Annotated in this window: 25 protein-coding genes and 5 pseudogenes; 16 read left to right on the top strand and 14 right to left on the bottom strand. The window is 52.9% G+C overall.

All coding sequences use genetic code 11. From position 1 onward, the window contains the following. Window positions 1-195 precede the first annotated feature (195 nt). Window positions 196-528, top strand: a complete 333-nt coding sequence (locus tag IPJ96_01040) for a hypothetical protein (GenBank protein ID MBK7908934.1) — start codon at window positions 196-198, stop codon at window positions 526-528. A gap of 66 nt (window positions 529-594) precedes the next feature. On the opposite strand, the gene IPJ96_01035 is transcribed toward IPJ96_01040, so the two are convergent. Continuing rightward, complete coding sequence (locus IPJ96_01035) at window positions 595-2037, bottom strand: aldehyde dehydrogenase (protein ID MBK7908933.1); 1443 nt, start codon at window positions 2035-2037, stop codon at window positions 595-597. 272 nt (window positions 2038-2309) lie between these two features. Here IPJ96_01035 and acs point away from each other — a divergent pair. Both acs and IPJ96_01025 read left to right on the top strand, forming a co-directional pair. Continuing rightward, window positions 2310-4217 (top strand): annotated as a pseudogene (gene acs, locus IPJ96_01030) (acetate--CoA ligase). 157 nt (window positions 4218-4374) lie between these two features. Next, window positions 4375-4620 (top strand): four helix bundle protein, encoded by a 246-nt coding sequence (locus IPJ96_01025; GenBank protein MBK7908932.1) that lies wholly within the window; start codon window positions 4375-4377, stop codon window positions 4618-4620. 173 nt (window positions 4621-4793) lie between these two features. On the opposite strand, the pseudogene IPJ96_01020 reads toward IPJ96_01025, so the two are convergent. Further along, window positions 4794-5582, bottom strand: a pseudogene (locus IPJ96_01020) (SDR family oxidoreductase). Between the two features lie 262 nt (window positions 5583-5844). Between IPJ96_01020 and IPJ96_01015 the strand changes: the two are divergent. Continuing rightward, entirely contained in the window at window positions 5845-6327 is a 483-nt protein-coding gene (locus IPJ96_01015) for a GyrI-like domain-containing protein (GenBank protein ID MBK7908931.1), read from the top strand. Between the two features lie 165 nt (window positions 6328-6492). Here IPJ96_01015 and IPJ96_01010 read toward each other — a convergent pair whose 3' ends face one another. The 6 genes from IPJ96_01010 to IPJ96_00985 form a co-directional block, all read right to left on the bottom strand. Next, a complete protein-coding gene (locus IPJ96_01010) occupies window positions 6493-6903 on the bottom strand; it encodes a hypothetical protein (protein MBK7908930.1) in 411 nt (136 codons plus the stop codon). 61 nt (window positions 6904-6964) lie between these two features. Beyond that, window positions 6965-7564, bottom strand: a complete 600-nt coding sequence (locus IPJ96_01005) for a T9SS type A sorting domain-containing protein (protein MBK7908929.1) — start codon at window positions 7562-7564, stop codon at window positions 6965-6967. Continuing rightward, window positions 7548-7988, bottom strand: coding sequence for a hypothetical protein (locus IPJ96_01000; protein ID MBK7908928.1), 441 nt, complete (start codon window positions 7986-7988; stop codon window positions 7548-7550). Before IPJ96_01000 ends, IPJ96_01005 begins: the two co-directional genes overlap by 17 nt. Window positions 7989-8108: 120 nt before the next feature. After that, a complete protein-coding gene (locus tag IPJ96_00995) occupies window positions 8109-8627 on the bottom strand; it encodes a hypothetical protein (protein MBK7908927.1) in 519 nt (172 codons plus the stop codon). 163 nt (window positions 8628-8790) lie between these two features. Beyond that, window positions 8791-9495: a hypothetical protein gene (locus tag IPJ96_00990; GenBank protein MBK7908926.1), complete on the bottom strand. Its 705-nt coding sequence runs from the start codon at window positions 9493-9495 to the stop codon at window positions 8791-8793. Further along, window positions 9488-10438 carry a hypothetical protein gene (locus IPJ96_00985; GenBank protein ID MBK7908925.1) on the bottom strand — a complete coding sequence of 317 codons (951 nt, stop codon included), beginning with the start codon at window positions 10436-10438 and terminating at the stop codon, window positions 9488-9490. The genes IPJ96_00990 and IPJ96_00985 overlap by 8 nt, the downstream gene beginning before the upstream one ends. Window positions 10439-10705: 267 nt before the next feature. On the opposite strand from IPJ96_00985, the pseudogene IPJ96_00980 reads away from it, so the two are divergent. From IPJ96_00980 to IPJ96_00935, 10 genes and pseudogenes are all read left to right on the top strand, one after another. After that, a pseudogene (locus tag IPJ96_00980) lies at window positions 10706-13457 on the top strand (class I SAM-dependent DNA methyltransferase). Window positions 13458-14693: 1236 nt separating this feature from the next. Then, complete coding sequence (locus IPJ96_00975; GenBank protein MBK7908924.1) at window positions 14694-14900, top strand: hypothetical protein; 207 nt, start codon at window positions 14694-14696, stop codon at window positions 14898-14900. A gap of 316 nt (window positions 14901-15216) precedes the next feature. Then, window positions 15217-15699, top strand: a complete 483-nt coding sequence (locus tag IPJ96_00970; protein MBK7908923.1) for a 3-hydroxyanthranilate 3,4-dioxygenase — start codon at window positions 15217-15219, stop codon at window positions 15697-15699. A 97-nt stretch (window positions 15700-15796) separates the two neighbouring features. After that, window positions 15797-16300, top strand: coding sequence for a hypothetical protein (locus IPJ96_00965; protein MBK7908922.1), 504 nt, complete (start codon window positions 15797-15799; stop codon window positions 16298-16300). Further along, window positions 16297-16569: a hypothetical protein gene (locus IPJ96_00960; protein MBK7908921.1), complete on the top strand. Its 273-nt coding sequence runs from the start codon at window positions 16297-16299 to the stop codon at window positions 16567-16569. The genes IPJ96_00965 and IPJ96_00960 overlap by 4 nt, the downstream gene beginning before the upstream one ends. Beyond that, the gene (locus IPJ96_00955) at window positions 16539-17081 is read left to right on the top strand and encodes a hypothetical protein (GenBank protein ID MBK7908920.1); all 543 of its coding nucleotides are present in this window, start codon (window positions 16539-16541) and stop codon (window positions 17079-17081) included. The genes IPJ96_00960 and IPJ96_00955 overlap by 31 nt, the downstream gene beginning before the upstream one ends. A 267-nt stretch (window positions 17082-17348) precedes the next feature. Continuing rightward, a complete protein-coding gene (locus IPJ96_00950) occupies window positions 17349-17789 on the top strand; it encodes a tetratricopeptide repeat protein (protein MBK7908919.1) in 441 nt (146 codons plus the stop codon). Further along, a pseudogene (locus tag IPJ96_00945) lies at window positions 17776-18781 on the top strand (amidohydrolase). The gene IPJ96_00950 and the pseudogene IPJ96_00945 overlap by 14 nt, the downstream one beginning before the upstream one ends. A 33-nt stretch (window positions 18782-18814) precedes the next feature. After that, the gene (locus IPJ96_00940) at window positions 18815-19210 is read left to right on the top strand and encodes a DUF1223 domain-containing protein (protein ID MBK7908918.1); all 396 of its coding nucleotides are present in this window, start codon (window positions 18815-18817) and stop codon (window positions 19208-19210) included. A gap of 183 nt (window positions 19211-19393) precedes the next feature. After that, window positions 19394-19555 (top strand): hypothetical protein, encoded by a 162-nt coding sequence (locus tag IPJ96_00935; protein MBK7908917.1) that lies wholly within the window; start codon window positions 19394-19396, stop codon window positions 19553-19555. Window positions 19556-19955: 400 nt separating this feature from the next. Here IPJ96_00935 and IPJ96_00930 read toward each other — a convergent pair whose 3' ends face one another. The 6 genes from IPJ96_00930 to IPJ96_00905 form a co-directional block, all read right to left on the bottom strand. Next, window positions 19956-20174: a hypothetical protein gene (locus tag IPJ96_00930; GenBank protein ID MBK7908916.1), complete on the bottom strand. Its 219-nt coding sequence runs from the start codon at window positions 20172-20174 to the stop codon at window positions 19956-19958. A gap of 106 nt (window positions 20175-20280) precedes the next feature. Beyond that, a complete protein-coding gene (locus tag IPJ96_00925; GenBank protein ID MBK7908915.1) occupies window positions 20281-20742 on the bottom strand; it encodes a hypothetical protein in 462 nt (153 codons plus the stop codon). Between the two features lie 14 nt (window positions 20743-20756). After that, entirely contained in the window at window positions 20757-21014 is a 258-nt protein-coding gene (locus IPJ96_00920; protein MBK7908914.1) for a hypothetical protein, read from the bottom strand. Continuing rightward, window positions 21011-21337, bottom strand: coding sequence for a hypothetical protein (locus IPJ96_00915; GenBank protein MBK7908913.1), 327 nt, complete (start codon window positions 21335-21337; stop codon window positions 21011-21013). Before IPJ96_00915 ends, IPJ96_00920 begins: the two co-directional genes overlap by 4 nt. A 251-nt stretch (window positions 21338-21588) precedes the next feature. Further along, window positions 21589-21813: a T9SS type A sorting domain-containing protein gene (locus IPJ96_00910; GenBank protein MBK7908912.1), complete on the bottom strand. Its 225-nt coding sequence runs from the start codon at window positions 21811-21813 to the stop codon at window positions 21589-21591. Between the two features lie 52 nt (window positions 21814-21865). Next, window positions 21866-22417, bottom strand: coding sequence for a hypothetical protein (locus tag IPJ96_00905; GenBank protein MBK7908911.1), 552 nt, complete (start codon window positions 22415-22417; stop codon window positions 21866-21868). Window positions 22418-22611: 194 nt separating this feature from the next. On the opposite strand from IPJ96_00905, the pseudogene IPJ96_00900 reads away from it, so the two are divergent. Beyond that, a pseudogene (locus tag IPJ96_00900) lies at window positions 22612-23288 on the top strand (response regulator transcription factor). Further along, complete coding sequence (locus tag IPJ96_00895; GenBank protein ID MBK7908910.1) at window positions 23285-24790, top strand: HAMP domain-containing histidine kinase; 1506 nt, start codon at window positions 23285-23287, stop codon at window positions 24788-24790. Before IPJ96_00900 ends, IPJ96_00895 begins: the two are co-directional and overlap by 4 nt. Window positions 24791-24935 lie beyond the last annotated feature (145 nt).

Here is a 24935-nt window from a genome sequence, read left to right as displayed (position 1 = left end):
GAGTCGGTCGAATTTTCTGCATTTTCGATTATTTTAGTGAATAAATAACTGCAAATACGTTGAATTATTTTTATTCAATCAGTTTATTTGGAGTATACTTGCAAGGGAGTTAGTGACGTGCATAACTGCAACTGTTTCAAAATCGATGATAGGAGACCATCGGAATACTATTTAATCAACTAAAAAAAATTAATTATGGCAAAGGAAAACGTGGCCGCCCGAAGGGTCTCTAAGAACAAGAACACCTCCGCAAATGCTGCCAAAATCGTCGTTAAAAAAAGGCAAACGGGGACGTCCGAAAGGATCGAAGAACAAGAAGACCCTGTTGGCGGAAGGCATGCCGCCGCGGCAATTGCTCCGTTCAAAGGAACCGGTAAGCGTGGTCGCCCGGCCAAAGTTGCACAGGGCGTCATCGGCAACGGTATCCGCATCGTCGACGGCATGGCGCTCATCAACCTCACGGGCAGCCGTGTGAACCGTATCCTCGTCATCGGCAGCGATGCGAAGACGCCGGTTACGCATCTCTGATCGGTTATGCACAATGAAAGGCGTCGTGAAACTCACGACGCCTTTTTATTTACCGTAGTTGTCTGCTCAAAGCCGAATGCAAACATTCTTCTCTTCCGTAAAAAACCGCAGCGCTTCGAAACCGCCTTCGCGACCGACGCCGCTGCCTTTCATACCGCCGAAGGGTGTGCGCAGGTCGCGCAGCAGCCAGCAGTTCACCCAGACGATGCCGCTGTGGATCTTCGCCGCCATGCGGTGCGTGCGACTCAGGTTGGAAGTCCAGAGTGAACAGGCCAGTCCGTACTTGGTGCTGTTCGCGTATTGCAGGACTTCTTCTTCCGTATCGAAGGGTTGCAGGGTAACCACCGGCCCGAAGATCTCTTCCTGGTTGGTGCGGCAGTCGTAGGAAAGCCCTTCGATCACGGTCGGTGCGATAAACCAACCGTTCTTGCAGCGACCTTCCGGGTGCAAGGCAGTTCCACCGCAAAGAACACGACCACCCTCTTGTTTGGCGAGTTCGATGTAGGAGAGGACCTTGTCGTAGTGTTGCTTGGACACGATCGCGCCGATCCAGCTTTCATCCAGCATCGGATCGCCGACCTGCAGTTTCTTCACGCCGTCCACGAACGCGTCGCGGAACTTTTCGTAGATGCTGCGTTCAACGAAGATGCGCGAACCACAGAGACAGATCTCGCCCTGGTTCGAAAAGGCCGCACGCACGGCCGTGTGAACCGATTTTTCAAAGTCGGCATCGGCGAATACGATCGTCGGGTTCTTGCCGCCCAATTCGAGAGAAAGTTTCTTGAACATGGGAGCGGCAATGCTGGAAATGGTCTCTCCGGTCTTCGTGCCGCCTGTAAACGAGATGGCGGGAATATCAGGGTGCGACACGATGGCGGTGCCGACCTTGGGCCCCAGTCCGTGTACGATGTTGAGCACGCCGGGAGGTAGTCCGGCTTCGATGGCCAGCTCCGAAAGGAGATAAGCCGTCATCGGCGTAATCTCGGATGGCTTGGCCACGACCGTGCATCCCGATGCAAGCGCCGGGGCGATCTTCCAGGTGAAGAGGTAGAGCGGCAGGTTCCAGGGCGAGATACAACCGGCGACACCGACGGGTGTCCGCAAGGTGTAGTTGATCGCCGTCTCTTCCATCGCGTGAGCCTCCGTTGAATCGTGCAGGATGCCGGTGGCATAAAAATGGAAATTGGAAACCGCACGGGGAATGTCGACGCTTTTCGCCAGCCAGACCGGCTTACCCTGATCCACGGACTCCGCGAGCGCGAGACGGTCGAGGTTTTTCTGGATGAGACCCGAAAGTTTCAGCAGCAGCGCCGAGCGTTTTTCTTTCGGCATGGTGGACCAGGCTGGAAACGCGGCCTGTGCCGCAGCCTGAGCGGCGGCCACATCCCGTTCGTCGCTGTCGGGAATCAGGCTGTAAACTTCGCCCAGCGCCGGGTTGAAATTATCGAGGTATTGTCCCGAAGCAGGCGGGACGAGGACTCCGTTGATGTAGTTCAGGAGGTGAAGCATGGGGTAAAGGTAGTGAAGAGTGAATAGTGAACAGTGAACAGTGAATAGTAAATAGTAAGTAGTGAACAGTTTTTGTGAATAGCGAATAGTTATTGGTGAATAGTCAGTGTTTTGTACCTGGATTTCGTGGAGGCGGGGAAACAGGATTTGAAATTTTGATTGGTTATTTGTAATTAGAAATGCCGGTTTATTTCGCCTCAATCACCAATCACCAATGCCCAATACCTACCTACTAATCGCTATCTTCGTATCAACATCACGTTCGAACGCCCATGTCCTACCCCTTTCAACATACCGATCGACCAGCTTACGATGCTGCCTACCGTCGCAGTGTACAGGACCCGGAAGGTTTCTGGGCCGATGTGGCGGCTAATTTTACTGGCGTAAGCGATGGGAAAAAAACACTGGAGTGGAATTTTCGGGACCCGGACGTCAAATGGTTCTCTGGTGGCAAGTTGAACATCACGGAAAATTGCCTGGACCGTCACCTGGGATCGTTGGGCAACAAGCCGGCGATCATCTGGGAACCGAACGATCCGGAAGAGCATCACCGGGTACTGACGTATCGCGACTTGCACACGAAAGTCTACAGTTCGCCAATGTGTTGAAGAATAACGGCGTCAAAAAAGGCGACCGGGTCTGCATCTACATGGGCATGGTGCCCGAGCTCGCGATCGCCGTACTGGCCTGCGCACGCATCGGCGCGATTCATTCCGTGGTTTTCGGCGGCTTCAGCGCGCAAAGCATCGCAGATCGTCTGACGGATGCACAGGCCGAGTTCATCGTCACCTCCGACGGCGCCTTTCGTGGCAACAGGAGATCGGCTTGAAGAGCGTGATCGATGACGCGCTGGTGCAATACCGGTTTGTGAAGCGGGTGATCGTACTCACGCGTACGCGGACTCCCGTGTCCATGATCAAAGGCCGCGACGTCTGGTGGGAAGACGAGATCCGCAAAGTGGAAACGATGGGCAATCCGGACTGTCCGGCGGAAGAAATGGACGCGGAAGATCCTTTGTTCATCCTCTACACTTCCGGATCCACCGGAAAGCCGAAAGGGGTCGTGCACTCGAGTGCGGGCTATATGGTGTACACCACCTATTCGTTCGCCAATGTCTTTCAGTACCGCCCTGGCGAGATCTTCTTCTGTACAGCCGATATTGGTTGGATCACCGGACACAGCTATATCGTGTACGGTCCGCTCGGCGCCGGCGCCCCCTCGCTCATGTTCGAAGGGGTTCCCACCTGGCCGGACGCTGGAAGGTTTTGGGATATCGTCGACAAGTACCACGTGAATATCCTGTACACCGCGCCAACCGCCATTCGTTCGCTGATGGGATACGGACTCGGACCGTTGCAGGGTAAGCACCTCAACAGCCTGCGCGTACTCGGTACGGTTGGCGAACCGATCAACGAAGAAGCCTGGAACTGGTACCACGAGAACGTGGGGAGGGAAAATGTCCGATCGTCGATACCTGGGCAAACCGAGACCGGCGGAGTCATGATCTCCAACATGGCTGGTGTGACACCTGCAAAACCGGCGCATGCCACGCTTCCCTTACCCGGTGTTCAACCGATGTTGGTTGATGAAAAGGGAGAAGAGATCACCGGCAACAATGTCAACGGCAATCTTTGCATTCGTTTTCCCTGGCCGGGCATGATCCGAACCACCTACGGTGACCATGAGCGATGTCGTACGAATTACTTCGCGACCTACGAGAACCTGTACTTCACCGGCGACGGCTGCTACCGCGACGCGGAGGGCAACTACCGGATCACGGGTCGTGTCGATGACGTACTCAATGTCAGCGGCCACCGCATCGGAACCGCCGAAGTGGAGAACGCGATCAACATGCACGCCGGCGTGGTGGAGAGCGCGGTTGTCGGCTACCCGCACGACATCAAAGGACAGGGCATCTACGCTTATGTCATTTACAGCGGCACGCACGGCGACGAGAACCTCACGCGGCAGGACATCGCGCTCACGGTGAGTCGGATCATCGGCCCCATCGCGAAGCCCGACAAGATCCAGTTCGTCTCCGGCTTACCCAAGACCCGCAGCGGCAAGATCATGCGCCGCATCCTCCGCAAGATCGCCGAAGGCGAAGTGGAGTCCCTCGGGGATACTACGACCTTGCTGGATCCGGGGTGGTGGAGGAGATCAAAGGAAACAGGTTGTAGGTTTCGGGTTTCCGGTTTCGAGTTTCGGTTTTTTTAATATTAGTTTCCGCATTTATTGGATGCAATTCCTCGAAGCGATTTGGATGTTTGCTTCGTGGCCAGCATTAAAACCTTCGAGGACCTGGAGATTTGGAAGATCGCCCGGCAGGTGAACTAAATTGTTTTTACGATTACAAGATCGCGCGAATTCCAGGAAGATCTTCGCTTTCGATCACAGATTCGAAGCGCATCCGTATCGATGATCTCCAATATTTCAGAGGGATTTGAGCGCGGAGGCAATCGGGAGTTCACGAATTTTCTTTCCATCGCCAAAGGTTCCAACGGTGAATTGTATTCCCAACTGGTTGTGGCGGCTGATCAGGTTGGGTTCCCGATTCGGAAATGGAAATCCTGCGGCAACTAAGCCGTCAGTTTTTCACAAAAGACAGGCGCACTAATGTCCTATCTGATTCAATCTCAAATCAAGGGAACGAAGTACAAAGGGCGACAGTAAGGAGAAGAAAACTCTTCAACAAAAACAACCCGAAACCCGAAACCCGAAACTGGAAACTGAAACTGGAAACGCGAAACCGTAAACTACAAACACGAAGTCCTTCCCCCATCCACCGGCACGTTGATGCCCGTGATGTAGGCGGCGGCGGGGCTGGCGAGGAAGGCAATGGCGTTGGCGATCTCGGAAGCTTCGGCGAAGCGGGCCATGGGGACTTCGTGGATCATTTCAGCTTTGATTTCGTCGGGATGCTGTCCGGTTTTTTGGGCTTTGGCGTCGATCAGACTGCGCAGGCGTTGGGTGTTGGTGGCGCCGGGCAGGACGTTGTTGACGGTGATGCCGTACTTCGCGACTTCACCGGCCAATGTCTTTTGACCAATTCGCTACCGCGGCGCGCACGGTGTTGGAAACGCCCAGACCTTTCAGCGGTTGCTTGACCGAGGTAGAAATCACATTGACGATGCGCCCATAACCCGCTTCTTTCATGCCGGGCAATACGGCCTGGGCCAGGATATGATTGCACACCAGGTGATTGGAAAACGCCTGGATGAATTCTTCCGTCTTCGCCTCGGTGATCGGTCCGCCCGGAGGTCCACCGGTATTGTTGATCAGAATGTGCACCGTGCCTGCGTTGCGCAGGTAGCGCTCGACCGATGCCCGGAGTTCTTCGGGTTTGGAAAATCGGCGACCAGATAATCGTGCTTCTGATGAAAGACCGATGACAGCTCGCCGCAGGTCTTTTTGAGATCGGATTCGTTGCGCGCAAGCAAGGTAACCGTGGCGCCGAGCAGCGCAAGTTCCAGCGCCGCCGCTTTTCCGATACCCTGCGTACTACCGCATACAAGGGCTTTCTTACCGCGCAGATCGAGATTCATTCCGTAAATGACGGGAGATTTTGTGAATGGGTCAAGACGGCGAGGGGGTTTCCTGCCTACGCTAAAGCTGCGGCAGGCGGGCAGGTTCCGGGTTTCCTGCCTTCGATAAAACTGCGGCAGGCGGGCGAGTTTCCAGTTACCAAGTTTTTAATTTCTAATTACCAGTTTCTAATTACAAATCACCAATCACCAATCACCAATCACCAATAACCAATGCCATCTTGTTCGCCGCGCTGTTCAGCACTACCTTGCATCCAGCACCATGTCCATACAGCCTGAAATCCGTACCATTCCATCCTTTCGCCTCATCGGCATGTCGCAACGGCAGTCGCTGGTCCAAAACACTACGGCCGCATTGTGGAAACGCTTCATGCCCCGCCGGGGCGAGCTTCGGTCGGTGAGCGATGGTGTTTTGTATTCGCTGGAGGTCTACGATGGCCTGGATCATTTCGCAGTATTTGATCCGGCCAGGGAATTCACGAAGTGGGCCGCGGTGGAAGTCGAGGAGCAGGAAGCAGTCCCCGATGGGATGAGCGAATTGCGCGTGCCAGACGGTCGATATGCGGTCTTCTTGTATCGTGGCCCCGCTTCTAAAGGCGCGGACCTGTACCGCTACATCTTTACCCAATGGCTCCCCGGCTCCGGCTATTCGCTCGATGACCGACCGCACTTTGCCCGGATGGATGAGCGGTATAGGGGAGAAGCAGAGGATTCGGAAGAGGAGATCTGGGTGCCGGTGCGATAGGTGCTTGGGTGTCGCGCCCTGTTCAGGGCATTTTCGAAAAGCGTCGTAAACGCAGTATGTTCCGTTGATAGGTGACCGGATCTTTTCCGAGATAGATTTTTTCACGCGCGGATCCCACGATTCCACCAATGATCAATCCCGGAAATGCGGCCAGTGTTCCGCCGATCAGGGCGTTTTCTTCTGGCGGTATTGACTCGAGTATACCGTAATCCGGCACTCCCGACAAGCCCAGCACACCGCCCACAAAGAAACCCACGACCCTCCCACGAGGATGCCGGTTCCTGTTTTGCCTTTTCGGCCGATCTTCATTTCGTCGATATAGCGCGCGGGCATGAACCGGACTTCCCGTTCAAAAGAACGCGAGCCGTGTTTGACCGCGGAATAGTAGAACCCGCTGTCGGTGACCGATTGGATGATCGCGTAGCGAACGGTGAAGTGCTTGGTTGAATCACCGCGGATGAGGCAGTGATAGGTGCGGGTATGGGAACGAGCAGGAACCTGATCTGCCTGGGAACTACAAGTCAATACGTGGAAAAGGAAGAGTGTGAAGAATGCACAAAGGACGCGGACTGACATGATTGAAAGATTATTCAATTGCTACTTCTCCGGCAACTGATGGAGTGATAATATCGACCGGTTAGTATTTTAGCAGCCTTCCTATTCTGAGCTGTCCATGATTCTCCAGGTGCAACAAGTACGTTCCGGCTGGAAGGTGGCTAAGATCAAGGTTGGTGTTGATCGAAACCGGAAGACGAACGGATCGTACCGTTCGTCCTGCAAGATCGTTGATGGTCACATTGGCTGCTCCAACCCAGTCGCCGGGAAATCGGATCCCGAATAAGCCGTTGCCGGGATTCGGAAACACGAACAGCCCGTCAGCATTGGAGAAATTCACCGCGTCGATTCCGGTCGTTAGCTGGCAAAGGCTGTCGATGTAGTCGCGCATGTAGTGATACTGTCCGCAACGGTTCAAACTGCCGGGCACGAAAAAACAACTGCTGTCGCCATTCGAGCAGAAGGGATGATCGCCCGTACCGCCGAAGACCTGGAAGTTGACAAGCGAATCGTTCCGGAAGAGTTTATAACGCGGGAAAGCAAAGGCCCACGAACGAAAGGCGTCGCCTTCCAGCCCGAAGAGGTAGTAGGTCGTGTCGCACTGGAAGATGGCGTGGTAATGCGTGATCAGGTTTTGCATCCAGTTGGTCCAACTGGCACCTCCATCAATGGAATAAGCCACTCCCCGACTGGTAATAACCCAGAAACAGGGCCAATGTATCCGTACCGAAATGCTGCAACTGGTTGACCGAGTTCCAATAATTCGGCGAAGGGTCTGTATTCCTTGCGGCTGCACAGAAAGAAGAATCCACCTGCCAGGAATTCCCGCGATCATCCGAGCGCCAAAGCGTCGTCGGACCGCCGATGTATCTGCTGCCGACGAGTGTGAACCAACGGTTCGGCGCTACGATATCGAAGTCGCGGATGTATTGATCCGGGTCCGGCAGACTGAAATCGTGTACCGGACTGGTACCGGCAGCGGTCTCCAGGTAAATTGTATACCGACCGGCAATGAGCGTCGAATCCGCATTCAGCACATGAAAGGTCGAATCGCAGACGGCGTATTCGCGTTGGGCGAAAAGTGTAAAGGGAGCAAGCACTAGCATCAGCCAAATCCATAATCCAGCGCTTCTAATGTTATTTGCTAAGCCTTTTCTCATGGCGTAGAAGGGTGAATAAATGATCCGGCAGTTTTAATATGCTTTCGGCGAAGAGATAGTGGAGTATCAGACCTGACTAAAGAACTTGACAGCAAACTCACAGAATTCAATGATCACATCCTTGTCAAGATCGAATTCCTTTCGAGAGCCAAGATAATTCCGGCTTTCGGGGGAAATCGATTTACCTTCCTTCAGTTCCTGAAAGCTGATGCACTTGATGTGTTTCTTGGAAACCACGATGAAGAAGGCGTTTTCGAAGGGATAGTTCTTCGGTAAATCCTCGAAGGTGAACGTTCCTTTGGCCCGGAACTTCACTTCGACAAAATGGACATCCTTGGTTTTCGGATTCTGCATCACGAAATCCGGCATCCGACGAATCTCCTGCGCCACTTCCGAGCGGACACCTTTCAGCAATTCCATGATACCCGGTATGGTATTCTCCATGCCGTAACGGAAGACGTTATAGCCCAGGCTTAAGAAGAGTTCCTGAACCAGGGTCTCGGCAATGCGCCCTTTGATCATGCCGTACCTGTAGGCGCGCTCTTTCTCCGTCAGACCACCGGAATTGAGTGCGCGGATTTCCATCGTCTCCGGCTCGGGCTCTTCTCCATTTTCTTTTCAGCATAACAGCTATAACACAGTCCGCCTTCGAACTTGGTGAACTGTCCGCATTGGGTGCAACTGGCCATGATATAGAGCTTTTAAAAGTGTAGTCAAAGTACGAATTATCGTTTCAATTAAACCGACACTATATTCCTGGAGACCGGAACGCGTCATTCAATCCACGAGCCATGGCTGACCAGATTGCATCATCTTTTTTTCGTAGAATCGTGAGGATTCTCGTACGTAGTTTGTCATTGGACTGCAACAGGCTTTTCAGTTTGCGACCGAGGAAATGCCCCGCGATCTCCTGCCCATAGCTTTGGTTGCTTGTCCCCTCGTATTGATCGAAAAGATCGAAGTGTTCCGTTGCGATTTCGTATGCAGCGATATTGAAAACCGCTTCGAGTAGCAAACGGATATCCGTCAGGTCCTGTGTTCGCTCCGGACGATCATCGTTACTGAGTAGTTTCAAGAGTAGCAGACCCTCCGGCGGACAAGTGTAGCAGGTTCGATCTGCGATCTGGTGACTGACAATTCGGGCTTCCACTTCGAGCAAACCCGGAATATCCAGCGTGAGAACGCTGGGTCGTGTCAGGTGCACTTCGCCTTGCTCTGTTGCCAGGTCGCCAAACGGGATCAGATCGGCCAGCATCCCGCCGCGATGATGCAGCCGAATGCTATTCAGGCGATCGCGTTCAAAATTTCCCGTCGCTGTTTCCGGCAGCAGCAGGTCCCGGGCAATGGCGCCAATCAGGAACCAGCGCACGCCCATCCTCCGAAGCACCGGCTCCATATCGGCGAGTAGCTCCAACGTAGCCTGATCGAGTGGGACAGGCGACGCGTCAGACATGATATTCCTCCCGAATCTGCTTCGCGATGGAGCGGTTCCGACTGTCACTGCTTCCCATAAGCTCAGCATAGACGAGTAAAACCGGCGCGGTGTGCAGCGGACCGGCAGGTAGGTAATTGGTGTTCCAGAAGGGTTGCAGGACTTCCACTTCTCCGTTGGTATCCGGAAGCAGATGCAGTCTTCGTGCAAGATCACCGGCGCTCCAGGTGCTGAAGAGGCTGAACTGTTCCGGCCGCAGGTTATTGGTGAGCAAGGCCCCTGCCGGCTCACCGCTCCAATATGCATCGGACACGTCGAGTTGCGCCCAGTGCTTACGCCAATGCTCTTGCGCAAAACGATAACGCGCCTGACGCAGTCGTGGCCGCAGATGGCTGTGGTAATGATCCAGCCATCGAGCCAATAACGATTCACGATCGTTCACCTGCCAGACACCTTTGACCTTCTTGAAGTACGGCGACCGTTCCAATTCCTGCATCAGGCCGGCAACGGTTCCGAGCGACAACCGGCAGGCGACCGCGATCGTACGGTAATCGGCCTGCAGGACTTCGGGCTTTACCAGAACGGTGAAGAGGAAGCGTAGTCCCGTCGGTTTCCACAACCCGCTCAAGCCGGAACGCCGCTGCCGACTCACCTTGCGTTCATCCACAAACAGCACCGAATGCCCCGCGCGTATGTAACAATTGCCGGAGGCGTCGAGGTAACGGATCCCCGACTGCCGCAAACGCGCACGTAAAGGCTTGCTCACGTATTGCGTGATGAGCAGGGTGCGCTCCTGCTCCCGTCCGATTTCCTCCAGCAAACCACCCAGATGGTGTTCCCGCAATTCATTACGGACCAGCGTTCGAAAGGCCCATTCCAGGCCCCCCAACTCCAGCACCACACCCTCCGGATCATCCCTCTCCACGCGAAGCGACATCCCGGTCGCCTCCCGGAACTGGCCCAAAGCAGCTTTTAAAAATCGAATTTTCAGCCATTTTCGAATTGTACGTTCAAATATAGTAAAGGTTCGCGAATCATGAACATAAACAATATTTGAACGCTCAGACACTCGTTTTCCGATTGGCGGGGCAGTCCGTACCTTGCCGTACCGGAAATTCAGGTTTTTCATAGAATTACACGGAAATGCGGGACTAACGGCCCCAGGCGATCCGTAGCGCAGCAAACCGATGATCGCCCGATTGAAACCTTTCCGGAAGAACTAAACCAACCTATGCCCCTAAGCTGGAACGAGATCAAGGAACGCGCGGTACGCTTCGCGCAGGAATGGAAAGACGCGACGAACGAAGAGGCCGATGCCAAGCCTTTCCTGGAGGGCTTCTTCGAGGTGTTTGGAATTACCCGGCGACGGGTAGCCACTTTTGAATACAAGGTCAAGAAGCTGGGCGAGGCCGACGGCTACATCGACCTGTTGTGGAAGGGCGTGATCCTCGTGGAAATGAAAAGCCGGGGGAAGAACCTTGATCGCGCCTATGAGCAGGCCCGGGAGTACACGCACGGACTGAAAGAAGAGGAGTTGCCCCGCTTCATCCTCGTGTCCGACTTCGAACGCTTTCGACTGCACGATCTGGAAGACGGCACCATCGCCGAATTCCGGCTCGACGAGCTGGTGGGTAATGTGCAACTCTTCGGGGCGATCATCGGCTACCAGAAGAAAGTCTTCCAGGAACAGGACCCCGCCAACATCAAAGCGGCGGAGCTGATGGGCCGCCTCCACGATCGGTTGGAGGAGATCGGTTATACGGGACATCCGCTGGAGGTGTACCTGGTCCGCATCCTGTTCTGCCTGTTTGCCGACGACACGACGATCTTCAACAAACAGCGGTTCCGGATTTCCTCGAGCAACGCACACAACCCGACGGCTCCGACCTGGCGGCACGGCTGGCCGAGCTCTTCCAGGTGCTGAACACGCCCCGCGAAAAGCGCCTGAAGAACCTCGACGAACAACTGGCGGAATTCCCCTATGTGAACGGCCGCTTGTGCGAAGAAGCCCTGCCGCTGGCGAGCTTTGACGCGAAGATGCGCAAGGCCCTGCTCGACTGCTGTTCCATCGACTGGGCGCGGATCTCTCCGGCCATTTTCGGTTCGATGTTCCCGAGTGTGATGAACCCGCAGGAACGCCGCAACCTGGGTGCGCACTACACGAGTGAAAAGAACATCCTCAAGCTGATCCGGCCGCTGTTCCTCGACGCGCTCTGGGAAGAGTTCGAAAGCGTGAAAGGCAACCGGGCCCGGCTGGGCGAGTTCCACAAGAAGCTGGCCTCGCTCCGTTTCCTCGACCCGGCCTGCGGTTGCGGGAACTTCCTGGTGATCACCTACCGGGAGCTGCGCCTGCTCGAGCTGGAGGTGCTGCGCTCGCTGTACAAGGGCGGACAGGGCCTGCTCGACATCCGCGAGGTGATGCTGCTCAACGTGGACCAGCTCTACGGCATCGAGATCGAAGAATTCCCGGCCCGCATCGCCGAAGTGGCTATGTGGCTCATCGACCACCAGATGAACATGCTGGTGAGCAACGAATTCGGACAGTACTTCGTGCGACTACCCCTGCAGAAGGCGGCGAATATTGTGCATGGGAATGCACTGCAATGAATTGAGAAGCAGTCGTATCCAAAGATAGTCTCAGTTATATATTAGGAAATCCGCCCTTCATTGGAACGGCATACCAAACAGATGCTCAGAAGAATGATCTTATTAATGCACTCACAAGACTATCATCGTTTGGCATGCTTGATTATGTGTGTGGCTGGTATGTTAAAGCGGCTGAACTTATTAATGGAACAAAAATTAGGGCTGCATTTGTTTCCACAAATTCGATTGCTCAAGGAGAACAGGTGGGAATTCTCTGGGGATACTTGATAAAGAACCTGGGAATGAAAATACACTTTGCTCATCGTACATTTAAATGGTCAAATGAAGCCAAGGCAAAGCGGCAGTGCATGTAGTTATCATAGGTTTTGGTCAATATGATATAAACGAAAAAGAGATTATATTTTTATGATCATATAGCTGGAGATCCGGAGTTGACAATTGTAAAGAATATTAACCCTTATTTGGTTTCAGCTCGGGACGTCATACTAGATTCAATCTCGAACCCTATCTGTTTTAGTGCCAAGAATGCAGTCAGGTAGTGCGGCAAGGGATGGAGGATTTTGATATTTACCGATGCGGAGTACCAGGAGTTTAGTAAAAAACACCAAAACATCGCTCATTACTTCAAAAGATTAATTAGTGGAGACGACTTTATTAACAATATTATTAGATGGTGCTTATGGTTAAAAGATATGGATATCTCTTTTATTAGTAGGTTGCCTGAAATAAAAGATCGACTTCAAAAATGCAAAGACTTTCGACTGAAAAGCACTAGAGAGGGCACGAAAAGAATGGCTGAATACCCATATCTTTTTGCAGAAGAACGTCAACCAGTCGGAAAGTTTATATTAATACCTAAAGTATCATCCGAAAATCGACGATATATTCCAATTGCCTTTTTAGATGAAAACTATATTATTACTGATAAAACTTTCGTGGTTCCCAAGGCATCATTTTATAACCTAGGCGTATTGCTTAGTTTAATGCATATGACCTGGACTAAGAATACTTGTGGTAGACTAAAGAGTGACATTAGCTATTCAAATACTATTGTCTATAACAATTTCCCCTGGCCCGAATCCCCAACTGAAAAGCAGAAAGCACAGATCGAGCAGGCTGCGCAGGCTGTATTGGATGCAAGAACGCAGTTCCCGGAAAGCAGCCTGGCCGATCTCTACGACCCGCTGACCATGCCGCCGGTCTTGTTGAAAGCCCATCAGGAGTTGGACAAGGCCGTAGACCTGGCGTATCGTCCGCAGCCTTTCCCCTCGGAAGCCAAGCGGATGGAGTTCCTGTTTGAGTTGTATGAGAAGTATACGGCGGGCTTGTTTGGGGAGGAGAAGAAGCCGAAGAAGAAGAAAAGTGCAAAGGCGTAATGTCCGCTTCCGTAGAGGCCGCTAAAGAGTGAAGGACAACGCACGATAGTAGCGGATTCAATTAGAGATTTCGTGGAATGAAGAATGGTGAATTCTCATTCGCATGGATGTGTTGAATGGGTTTTTTATGTTGAATGAAACTATCTACCACACTGCTGATATCCGCAAAGGATTTGTCCGGGCATTGAATGTAAATGTTATCAAAAATAGTATCCGTTAGAAGAAAGTTATCATATTCCCGGTTAAAAAAGGGGAAGCAGTAGCCGATAATAACAACATTTACACAATTATAAATGGATGATAGGAGCTGATTAAGTGTTTCAAAATTTAAGTCGGATTCAAATGCAAATCGTATATTGTTTTTATAGAACCTGGAACGATAATGGACAATTCCTTCAATCACGCTTTCGATTGTTCGATCCGTATTAAGTTTGGAGAATAGCGGCGCAAATTCCTCATTATTTGAGTTGTCAAAGTAGGTAGCGCTCCCATTCATTTTATATAGAAAGAAAGAGTTTATCGAAGGTGAACGATTGGAGTGTGGAGTAAGATTAAGGGCATCTGCCACATGCTGATAGGTGTAGCGATTGTAATATTCAGAAAACGCCAATTCAAATTGAAAATCATAGTTCCATGATACAACTTTTACTTGTTCTGGCAGTTTAGATCTGCGATGATCATAAAGCGCAGCGATAAATGCGTCATACCGTGTGCTGACCGATTTAGTGAATTGAACAAAAGAGAAAAGATCGGTGAGAGACTGTTTTATTTTTTCATATTCAAATACGCGCTCTTGCGAAAGATATTTTTAGCAGCAGTGTCAGTGCTTATATGTTTTTCACACGCCGCCTTTAAAAAACGAATATCCTTCAGTAAGTCATCAAGAGAATTAGATAGTAAACCAAGCTCCGGGCTTAGTAATACCGGGTCTATTGGGCAGCTTCTTTTGTAATCTTCAATATGATTAATAAAATTATTGGCCTCTTTTAATATGTCGCTCGTAACTGGAAGTACAGGAACGCTTGCTCCCGCGCCGAGGTAAAAAGGGTGTGTGAGTTATTAGCCATATGCTAGTTATAATAAAAGATGTGATTGGGAGAGAAGTTGCGGAATAAGTAAAAGCCAAAGCGCCTATATATGCCCTGAAACTTTCCAGAGATCAAACCAAACATAGGGAGGATGTAAAGTGGATTAACCATGTAAATTTATTAACTTTAAACTTCTAATCGGTTCCCCATGACCCACCTCGCCAACCTCATCAAGCTCAAAGCCAACCTCACCGACGAACAGGCGCAACTGGCCGCCGAGGCGGTGATGGACCATTTCAAACTCAAGTTCCCGCACATCCTGCACGCGGAGCTCGACCGGGTCGCCGAGGGCGGCGAATTTGCGATACCGTGCGGGAGAAGTTCGACGACGTACGCGATAAGGTCGAAGCCGTAGCCAAACAAGCCGGCGCCAAAGCCGAAGAGCTCGCCAAGGAGGTGGGGGAGAAGTTGAATGAGTGGTTTGCGAAGAAGAAAACCTGACCGGGGGTTAATCGTTTCGGGTTTCGGGTTTCCGGTTTCGAGTCGTTTTATGTTGTAAAGTTCGATCCAGACCGACCCCCGAGTTCAATTTAAAGGTCAACAGTTTCACTATTCCGGTTCCGAGTTGTTTTTGGTTTTGAACAGAAAATCAGCCCGAAACTGGAAACCCGAAACTGGAAACTCGAAACCCTAAACCCTTAAATTCGCCACGCAGCCAATCCCCAACCGCCATGCCCGTAACCCGCCCGTTCAACTTCAAACAATGGATCGACGAACACCGTCACCTGCTCAAGCCGCCGGTGATGAATCAGGTCGTCTATCAGCCCAACCAGGATTTCATTGTCATGGTCGTTGGCGGCCCCAACAGCCGCAAGGATTACCATTACAACGAGACGGAAGAGTTTTTCTATCAGCTCGAGGGCGACATCGTGGTCAAGATCATCGACGACGGCAAGCCGGTGAACATTCCGATCAAGGAAGGCGAGATCTTTCTTCTGCCGGCCAGGACTCCGCATTCACCGCAGCGAGGTCCCAATACGGTCGGGCTGGTCATGGAAGTGCAGCGACGTCCGGGCATGAAGGACGGCCTCCAATGGTATTGCGAAAGCTGCCACCAATTGCTGCACGAGGAGTACTTTGATCTGGAAGACATCGTCGATCAGTTGGCGAAAGCCATGACGGCCTTTACGAGGACAAACAAAACGTACCTGTAAGCATTGCGGAGCCGTCATGGAGCCGCCTGTACCCGTGAAATAATCCGAATATGCCCGCCAGTGCGGGTATATTTGCTTCCCAACCTGTTCCATCCGCGTGAGCAAGAAACTTACCCGTAAAGAGAAGATCGCGCAGCAACAGCAATCTGCGCAACCTTCCAAGCGCCAGCAGGCAGCCGAGTTGCAGCAACAACAGCGATCCCGTAACTGGGCCGGGTTGATCGTCGCAATCGTCGCGTTCCTGGTCTATGCCAACACCTTTCAACACGGCTGGGCGCTGGATGACTGGGGCGTCATTCCCGACAACAAGCTGACCAAGCGGGGGATCTCGGCCATCCCCGAGATCATGAGCACCACCTACCGTACGGGCATGGACGTCTCCGACCACACGTTGTATCGTCCGCTCTCCAAAGCGACCTTTGCGATCGAGTGGAGCATTTCCCCTGACAACCCTTCACTGGGACACATAGACAACGTCATCCTCTATGCGCTGACGTGTTTCCTGTTGTTCCGCGTATTGCTGCTCTGTTTCCCGCGATCGCTTTTTATCCCGTTCGCGATCGCGTTGTTGTATGCGGTCCATCCCTGCACACGGAGGTGATCGCCAATGTGAAGAGCCGCGACGAGATTCTCAGCATGCTGTTCTTCCTGCTGACACTCCGCTCGGCTTTGTTGTATGCCCGGGGTGGCAAATGGCAGCACCTGCCGATACTGGCGCTTTCCTTCTTCGCGGCACTGTTGTCGAAGGAATCGGCGATCACCTATCTCGCCGCCGTGCCGCTGGCGTTGTACTTTTCTCGGAAGCGAAGGGTAGCCACTATCGCGGGGTCATGGTCTCCATGGCGGTACCGGCGGTATTGTTCCTCCTGATCCGGGCCAGTATTCTCGGGCAGTATCAATCTGCACCGTATGCAATGGTGGATAACCACCTCATCGGGATCAAGGACTTTGTCACCCAGCGTACCTCGGCGATCTATCTCCTGGGCGTTTATCTGTACAAGCATTTTATCCCACACCCGCTTATCTGCGACGGATCCTACGCGGCCTTCGATCCGGCGGGTCCCGGCGATTGGAAGTTCATCCTGTCATTCCTGATTCACATCGGCGCGTTGGTTTACGCGATCATGAATTTCAAAAAGCGCGACCCCATCGCCTTCGGTATCCTGTTCTACTTTGTTACAATCTCCATCATTTCCAACGTGCTGATGCTCATCGGGACCAACTATGCCGAACGCCTGTTGTTTGTCCCTTCACTGGGTTGGTGCATCGTCGTAGCGGTGTTACTGGATCGGCTTGCCGGCTGGTTGAGTCCGCAGTCGGGGATAACCCCGGTACCCCCTGGTGCTGACAGCCCTGGTCGTACTCGGATTTTTCCTCGCTGACCCTGGCACGCAACCAGGATTGGCACGACGAGACGAGGCTCTTCAATACCGATCTGAAAAAGTACCACGCAGCGCGCACATGCGGTTCTATGTAGGGAATCATATTTCAGGCGGAAGACTATCTAACCACACTTCCTGACTCGGCAGCTATCAAGGCCGCGTTAGTCGAATCGATCGCGCAGCTCGACACCGCCATTTCGATCTGGGAACCGTACGGCGACGCCTGGCAACGCCGCGCATATAACAAGTACGTGCTGAACAATTATCATGCAGCCGAGCAGGACTTTGTCCGGGCGCTCGAGATCAACCACCAACCCGGTGGCGCACAGCAACTACGGCAATCTCCTGTTCAACACGCGGAGGTATGATCTGGCCCTGCAACATTTCGAACAGGCGGTCAAATACAATCCCAGATATTCGCACGCGTGGAACAACCTGGCCAGCGTTTACGGTGTCTATGGTGAAGGGGCCCGCGAGCAGGCGATGAACAATCCTGCCGAACGCGACCGCTACCTGGCGGATGCCAGACAAAAGTGGGAAACAGCGATCGGCTTTTTCAAGAAAGCGATCGAGCAAGAGGCGGATTATGCGGTACCCTACCGCATGTTGGGTTTCACGTATCGGAACCTGGGCGATGAAGCCATGGCAAACAAGTATTTCCGGGAGGCTGATGAAATAGCCAAGAAGAAGGCCAATGCTAAAAATTGACATCCACACGCATATCCTGCCTTCGGAACTCCCCGACTTTCGCAAAAAGTTCGGTTATGGCGGCTTCGTTTCTCTGGAGCATCATAAGCCCTGTTGCGCCAGGATGATGATCGATGGAAAATTCTTTCGCGAGATCCAGGACAACTGTTGGGATCCCAAGTCCGCATGCGCGAGTGCGCCCATCACCAGGTCGGCGTGCAGGTGTTGTCGACCATTCCGGTCATGTTCGGTTATTGGGCGCAACCGCAGGACGCGCTCGACCTTTCCATGTTCCTGAACGATCACATCGCGGATATCGTGCAGCGCTATCCGAAGCGTTTCATCGGCCTTGGAACCATCCCGCTGCAAGCACCGGAGCTTGCGATTCGGGAACTGGAGCGTTGTATGAAAATCGGGTTGGCGGGAGTTCAGATCGGCTCGCATATCAACGACTGGAACCTCAACGAGCCGGCCTTGTTTCCGGTCTTTGAGGCGGCGCAGGAACTGGGTGCCGCGATCTTCGTGCATCCCTGGGACATGATGGGCAAGGAGAAGATGAACAAGTACTGGCTGCCCTGGCTCGTCGGCATGCCGGCGGAAACATCCTGGCCATTTGCTCCATGATCTTCGGCGGCATCTTTGAACGCCTGCCACGCCTGCGCGTTGCCTTTGCGCACGGCGGCGGATCGTTCCCCGCGACCTTTGGCAGGATCGAGCATGGCTTTCGTGTTCGTCCCGATCTGGTAGCGGTGGACAATCCTGAATCTCCGCGCAAGTACCTGAAACAATTCTGGCTGGACTCACTCGTTCACGACCCGGTGATGCTGGATTATCTTGTCCGTTTCATGGGGCCGGAGAGGATCGCGCTTGGAACCGATTATCCCTTTCCGCTCGGTGAATTGGAGCCTGGTAAATTGATCGGCGAGATGCCTTATTCCAACGACATCAAAGAACGGCTGCTGCATGGCTCGGCCTTGGAATGGCTCGGATTGGAAAAACGCCTGTTTGCATAGTACACTTACAGTAGTTTTATTTTTAGCACACGGATGACACGGATTGTACGGATGCTCACGGTTTTTTTTCTGTTGAACCTGGCCGCGACAGCCCAGACAAGTTCGTTCAGGTCCGGATTCGCAGTATTGGAATTGTTTACATCCGAGAGCGATGCCAACAGCCCGGCAGGAGATGCGGTCTTTCAGGAAGTGATCCGTGAGGCGCGAAAGGCGAAACAACCGGTCATCGGCCTTGCTTTTCACGTCGATTACTGGAACAAGGGAAGTTGGAAGGATCCCTTCAGCCGCAACGCCTTTACTTTCCGGCAGGAGAATTATTCTCGGGCATTCCCGCAGAAGGAATTGTACACCCCGCAGTTGATTGTCAATGGCCGTGCGCAGATGACAGCCTCGTCACGCGATTCCGTCAAAGCCGCCATCAAGCGCTGATCAGTTCCGGCGATCCCGGATTTCGACTGCAAGTGGATTCCGTATTGCGGGATACGCTATTCCTCACGGCTATTACGCCGAAGCCCGGAGTGAATTGGGTGGTACGGGTCGCAGTTACGGAAGACGGACTGAAAAGCGAAGTAAAGCCGGTCTAACAATGGAAAGATCCTGGAACACGATGCCGTGGTCAGGCTCTGGTATTCCACCGGTGCGAAGTCGAAATCACTTGCGGTGAAGGTGCCTTTGAAAGGACTGAAGCTGAACGATCGGATGCGCCTGGTAGGATTGCTGCAGGAGAAGAAAACGATGAAAATTCTGGGGGCGAGCGAGTCGGGATTCGACTGACCAATCGATGCGTTGAAGTCAAAAAAATTGCTGAACAGCCGGCGGACACCCCTCTGCAAATAAGGTCCGTTACGTCTGAACAGCAATTTTATCTTTGAGTTGGAATCACTCCCTGCAGGCGGCAAAACCGACAGGGAGTTTTTCCTATTTACACCGCTATAATGTCTGTTTGAATGCTTGTGCTAAATACCAATCCAATTCTGTAAGTAATCTGAATAGCTCGGCGAATTTGGATTTTTTTCTGACTCAGTGCAAGACTTTCGGTGAATTCACAAAAAACTGCGGCGAGCTTTTATGAAATCTTTTTCATGTTTAGAGGGTGAATACGCGCGACACGTTGAAGCCAAGTCGGATTCCCGCGTCGTTCCATTGGGTATCCGTATAGGGCAGAAATTGATTTTCAACGAGGGCCGAATGAATTGGTCAGGTGAACCTGGAATACGTGTCCGCCGGTTTCGATCTCGTATCCTACACCGAAGCTGTCGTAGTAGGTGGTGTTCGAGTAGGTGTTGGCGCGATACGCGTATTCAGCCGTGATCGCCGAGCGCTTGCTGAACTTCAAGCGGAAGAGTGCTGATGCTCCGTAGGAGTCGTTCTGCTCGCTGATGCTGGTGACCATGTTGTAATGGTTGTACCAGGGAGCGATCTGAAAGCTGAAGCTCGGCGAGAACTTCCGTGCGATCAGGATCTGGTAGTTGAAGGACCAACGGCTGGTTTCCTTCTCGTCAATTCAAAGCCGTTGATGACGGGGGCTCTTGATGCCTGCACGATAAGCGCCTGCAAAAGCGTAACCGATAAGGGCATGCTGTTGTTGGTCGTCTGACGGAGAAGGCGGAACTCAGAAATCCGTCGACCATCTTCTGAAACGAGCTGCGACCGATGCCGAACATGAACCGTCCGTCGGGACTGTATTCGAGCCCGAGACGGATGTTCGCCGTCTGGTCGATCCCGAACGCTTCTTCGGAAACCGCTGTTGATCGCGCCAAAGCGGTGGGAAATACGAAAGTCGAGTGTGCGGGGGCCTGTCGTTTCGGTCGTATGAAGTTGATAAGTCGGGTACCTTTGAAGGTGGCGATGGAAAAATCTTTTTCATTGCCGGTATCCAGTGCGCTAAGCATGTCCTGAGCGTGAAGACTGCCGGCGCCTGCAACGGTCAGAAAGCCGAAGAGAAGTAGTCGGAATTTCATAGGTGTGAGGATGGTTAGTTGTTGATTTGTCCCTGATCGATCCACTTCTGGATCTTGTCGATGCTGCAGTCGTCAATCTTACCGCCGCCTTTCGGCATCCACTTGCTTTGAGCGACCGTTTGCCGGATGCGACCCATGAAGGTGGTGATACCATCATCGGCGATGGTTTCCACGGTACCGGCATAATCCGCCAGGCTTCCGTTGCCGCCAAGGTTGATCAAATTCGCCGCGTCATGGCAGCCGTTATCATCCGTTCCGCAACTGGCATTCATGATGGGTTGAATATTGGTCGCATAGGATACGGTGTCGGGAATGACACGGTCGTCCCACCGGGTATCGTGGGATGGATCTCCTCAAAGTTGTCGTAATAGCAGGCCGTTAGTCCGGAAACGATCAATAACGCCGCCGGGATGGTCTTTTTCATGGGTGGTAGAAGTTGGTTGTTTTTCGCGCCTTGTTGAATCCACACATAGATGGTCGTGATCTCCTCGTCCAACAAGGGATCGCGACCATCCGGGGGCATGCGATCGGCGCCCAGGGTGATGGATTGATAGAGTTTGCTGTTCCGTGCATCCCCGGCAGTTACGTGCTGCATGACCGCCTCATAGGTCGTCAACGGAAACTCGCCGCCGTTTGCCGCGGCAGCCGGACAAGTTGCAAATCGAAGACAGCTACCTGTACCTGGGTCTGAAAACTGACCTCGGAGTCGCGGGAACTTCCGGATCGGTCCGGCAAGCGCTGCTGGTAATCAGGAGACCAAAGGCAGCAAAAAGCAATTTGTTTTGCATAGGGGTTTGGTAGGAGGACGATCTTACGAAAAAGCCCCGGCGATTCCGGGGCTTTCATTCATTGTAGTATTACTTTTTCAAGCTGGCGTGTTCCAGCCTGTTGAAGTTCGAGGAAATACAAACCGCGCGGCAGGACATCCAGTTGATCGAGGGTGATCACCTGCGATCCCGTTTCTAGCGGTTGTAAGCTACGGACCTCGCGGCCCTCTGAATTGATCAGGCGTACACTGGTCGTGCCATTTACTCGGACCGAAATCTGGTTGGAAGCCGGATTGGGAAGCAAACACTGGCCGGGGTATCGGTCTTACCGATTCCAGTTGTGCTGGCCGGGTTGATCACCTGTACGCCATCATAGACATAATCGCCAATGGTTTCATCACCGTCGGCGTTGGAAGCAACGCCGGAAAAGTAGAATGTAACGGGACCGATGTCGGTAGCCGGAGCTGTCCACGCGAAATTGAAATCTTGCTGTTTGGCGTTGCGCCGCCATCGAGCTGATGCACCACATTGCGTCGGGTAACGGAGCCGACCAGTTTCGATTTGATCTGCGTGGACGCTGCATCCGTAATCGTGAGTGTACCGGCATTGGCATTGGATGCATCCAGCGCTTCGAGGCCCAGTCCGAACAACGGGCTGCCGCTTCGGGCGACCGTCAGCGTCATGTTATAGGTCTGACCCGGGACATATTCCCAGTTGTTCGTGTTGGCGCTGCTAAGAACTACAGAGCCGCCACCGGTATTGATGGTGTAGGCATCGTGGCAATCGTCGCACAACAGCTCGTTGGGAGAGCCCGTGTAACCGGCTTTTCCGTTGTCGCTGGCGGTTTCAGCTGTAAAGACGATGAATGCCGCAATGGGCAATACCATCAGTAAAAAATACTTTTTCATGAAATGCGCAGGTTGGATTTGGTTTCCCGAATGGTTCGCAGCAGAGGGTAGCCTTTTTCCAAGCGTAAACTTAAGCAGTCAATTCTGAATGGACTCTGAAAATGGGAGCGAACAAGCGATAATCCATGATTTATCCCGTTTCCCTTCATACTTTTTGACAAAAAGCAAGTAGACTGATAATAAATAAGCAGCACATGAAAGTATTGATCGTCGAGGATGAACAGGAGTTGTTGAATTCAATGTTGGTTTACCTGCGGGATATCGGTATGGAATGCCGGCAGGCCCAAAATCTCCAGGACGCGATTCGTGAGATCGAGAGCGCATCCTTCGACTGCATCGTGCTGGATATCGGCCTGCCCGATGGAAGCGGTCTACGAGTCATCGAGGAGATGCAGAAAAAGGAACACCAGACCAGTATCCTAATCGTTTCCGCACGGAATTCACTGGACGACCGGCTGACCGGCCTCAACATCGGGGCGGACGATTACATCACCTAAACCGTTCCATATGCCGGAACTGGGTGCCCGTATCAAATCGGTGTTCCGTCGTCGTTCCTCCTCAGGGGCGTCGGAATTAGTCTTCCATGAACTCAAAGTCATGCCGGACGAGATGATGATGTATGTGAACGACAAGATGATCAGCCTCACGAAAAAGAGCATGAATTACTCATGTACCTGGTCAGCAACCGAACAAGGTGTTGAGCAAGGAAGCCATCGCGGAGCACTTGCGGGGGATCATGCCGACATGGCCGACTCCTTCGATTTCATCTACAGCCACATCAAGAACCTGCGCAAGGAAAATCATCGATAGCGGCGGACGCGATTATATCAAGTCGGTCTACGGTGTCGGTTACAAATTCACCGGAGAATGAGGCTGCTCAACATCACCAACCGGTATTACCTGGTTACCTCGGTGGTGTTGCTCCTGGTCAGCTCCGCGTTCCTCTCGTACCGTGTGTTTTACGTGGTCGACAAGGAGATCGCCGAGCACATGCTCATCAAGAAATCGCGCATTGAAGAGCAGATCGCCTCGCAACCGTTTCTGCAGGACCGGCCGTTCCAGTTCGGCGACCTGGTCGAGGTCACGCCGATCGAGCGCTTTACGTCCTTTCGCGTTTACCTGAAGGATACCGCCCTGTACGACGCCTATGAAGAGGACCTGGTCCCGTTCCGGGTGCTCTCGTATGAACAGCAGATCAACAAGAAGGCGTACCGGATCCGCATCTGGGACAGGGGCACGCAGAACAAAGAACTGTGGCGCGGCATGGTGTACACCATCCTGCTGGTCGGCATCGACATCGTCGCGTTGTTTTACTTCCTCAACCGTTTTTTCTCGACACGTATCTGGCGACCTTTTTACCAGGCCATCGCTATGCTGCAACGATTCGACGTGCAGCGCAACAGTAAACTGCGATTCCTGTTTTCCAATGTCGACGAGTTCAATACGCTGAACAACGAGCTCATCCGCCTCACCGACAAGGTGACCCGCGACTACCGCAACCTGCGGGAGTTCACAGAGAACATGTCGCACGAAACGCAGACACCGCTCGCGATCATTCGCTCCAAGCTGGAGATCATCATGCAGTCCGATAACCTCACGCCGGAGCAGATGAACCAGGTCCGCAGCGCGCTCGATTCGGTGAATCGCCTGTCGAAGATGAACCGCGGACTCATCCTGCTCACGCGTATCGAGAACGAGCAATATGCGGAGGAGCAACACGTGCCGCTCGGCAAGTTGATCCGGAAGCAACTGGGCGACCTCGATATGTTCATCGAATCAAGGGAACTGAAAGTGCGCGACGAGATCGACGAACGGGTATTCCTGCTGATGAATCCCTACCTGGCCGACATCCTGATCACCAATCTGCTCTCGAACGCCATCAAGTACAACAAAGAAGGAGGAGAGCTGCTCGTCCGCCTTACCGCCTCGGAACTGGTGGTCGGCAACAGCGGCGATCCATTGCCGATCCCGGGTAGTCAGATCTTCGAACGCTTCAAAGGGCAACCAGGCCGATTCCGTCGGACTGGGCCTGGCCATCGTAAAACGCATCTGCGACCATTCCGAATTGGAAGTTCATTACGATTACCTCGACGACCGGCACCTGTTCATCCTCCGCTTCTCGGCCGAGCGAGTCTTCCAATCCGACAGGGCGTGAAAAGGAGGGACGAGCGACGAGGGGCGAGGGACGGAATGAAGGAACGAGTTGCGGGACCGAGGAACGAGGGTGGAAGAGCGTGGGGTCACCGCCCTCTGCCCACCGCCCTCTGCCCACCGCCCACTGCCCACCGCCCACCGCCTACCGCCAACTGCCTACTGATTTCTGCCTACTGCCCATCGTGTCCCTTTAGTTTGTACCGGTATCCACAGTCTTAGAAAAGTACCAATCTCAGGACTTGTAACTCCAGGACAAGTTAACCACATCAACAGGGGAACCTTACTCGTGTCCAAGGCTTTGAAGCCTATACAGAGATTCAGCCCCTGCTGATGTGACTGAGAAAACTCAGATAGAAATTTAGGC

Source organism: Bacteroidota bacterium (assembly GCA_016713765.1).
Classification (GTDB): Bacteria; Bacteroidota; Bacteroidia; order AKYH767-A; family 2013-40CM-41-45; genus Pollutiaquabacter; species Pollutiaquabacter aromativorans.
The sequence above is the reverse complement of the archived record's forward strand: the minus strand, read 5'-3'. Positions and strand labels throughout refer to the sequence as shown.

Coding starts and splice junctions, on each gene's coding strand:
- IPJ96_01000 (MBK7908928.1), bottom strand. CDS start 7,988: ATGCTAGTGCTTGCTCCCTTTACACTTTTCGCCCAACGCGAATACGCC.
- IPJ96_00895 (MBK7908910.1), top strand. CDS start 23,285: ATGAGGCTGCTCAACATCACCAACCGGTATTACCTGGTTACCTCGGTG.
- IPJ96_01015 (MBK7908931.1), top strand. CDS start 5,845: ATGTCCATACAGCCTGAAATCCGTACCATTCCATCCTTTCGCCTCATC.
- IPJ96_00930 (MBK7908916.1), bottom strand. CDS start 20,174: ATGGTCACCAGCATCAGCGAGCAGAACGACTCCTACGGAGCATCAGCA.
- IPJ96_00990 (MBK7908926.1), bottom strand. CDS start 9,495: ATGTCTGACGCGTCGCCTGTCCCACTCGATCAGGCTACGTTGGAGCTA.
- IPJ96_01010 (MBK7908930.1), bottom strand. CDS start 6,903: ATGTCAGTCCGCGTCCTTTGTGCATTCTTCACACTCTTCCTTTTCCAC.
- IPJ96_01035 (MBK7908933.1), bottom strand. CDS start 2,037: ATGCTTCACCTCCTGAACTACATCAACGGAGTCCTCGTCCCGCCTGCT.
- IPJ96_00975 (MBK7908924.1), top strand. CDS start 14,694: ATGACCCACCTCGCCAACCTCATCAAGCTCAAAGCCAACCTCACCGAC.
- IPJ96_00955 (MBK7908920.1), top strand. CDS start 16,539: ATGGCGGTACCGGCGGTATTGTTCCTCCTGATCCGGGCCAGTATTCTC.
- IPJ96_00920 (MBK7908914.1), bottom strand. CDS start 21,014: ATGAATGCCAGTTGCGGAACGGATGATAACGGCTGCCATGACGCGGCG.
- IPJ96_00950 (MBK7908919.1), top strand. CDS start 17,349: ATGCAGCCGAGCAGGACTTTGTCCGGGCGCTCGAGATCAACCACCAAC.
- IPJ96_00905 (MBK7908911.1), bottom strand. CDS start 22,417: ATGAAAAAGTATTTTTTACTGATGGTATTGCCCATTGCGGCATTCATC.
- IPJ96_00940 (MBK7908918.1), top strand. CDS start 18,815: ATGACACGGATTGTACGGATGCTCACGGTTTTTTTTCTGTTGAACCTG.
- IPJ96_00915 (MBK7908913.1), bottom strand. CDS start 21,337: ATGCAGCACGTAACTGCCGGGGATGCACGGAACAGCAAACTCTATCAA.
- IPJ96_00970 (MBK7908923.1), top strand. CDS start 15,217: ATGCCCGTAACCCGCCCGTTCAACTTCAAACAATGGATCGACGAACAC.
- IPJ96_00995 (MBK7908927.1), bottom strand. CDS start 8,627: ATGGAAATCCGCGCACTCAATTCCGGTGGTCTGACGGAGAAAGAGCGC.
- IPJ96_00925 (MBK7908915.1), bottom strand. CDS start 20,742: ATGAAATTCCGACTACTTCTCTTCGGCTTTCTGACCGTTGCAGGCGCC.
- IPJ96_01040 (MBK7908934.1), top strand. CDS start 196: ATGGCAAAGGAAAACGTGGCCGCCCGAAGGGTCTCTAAGAACAAGAAC.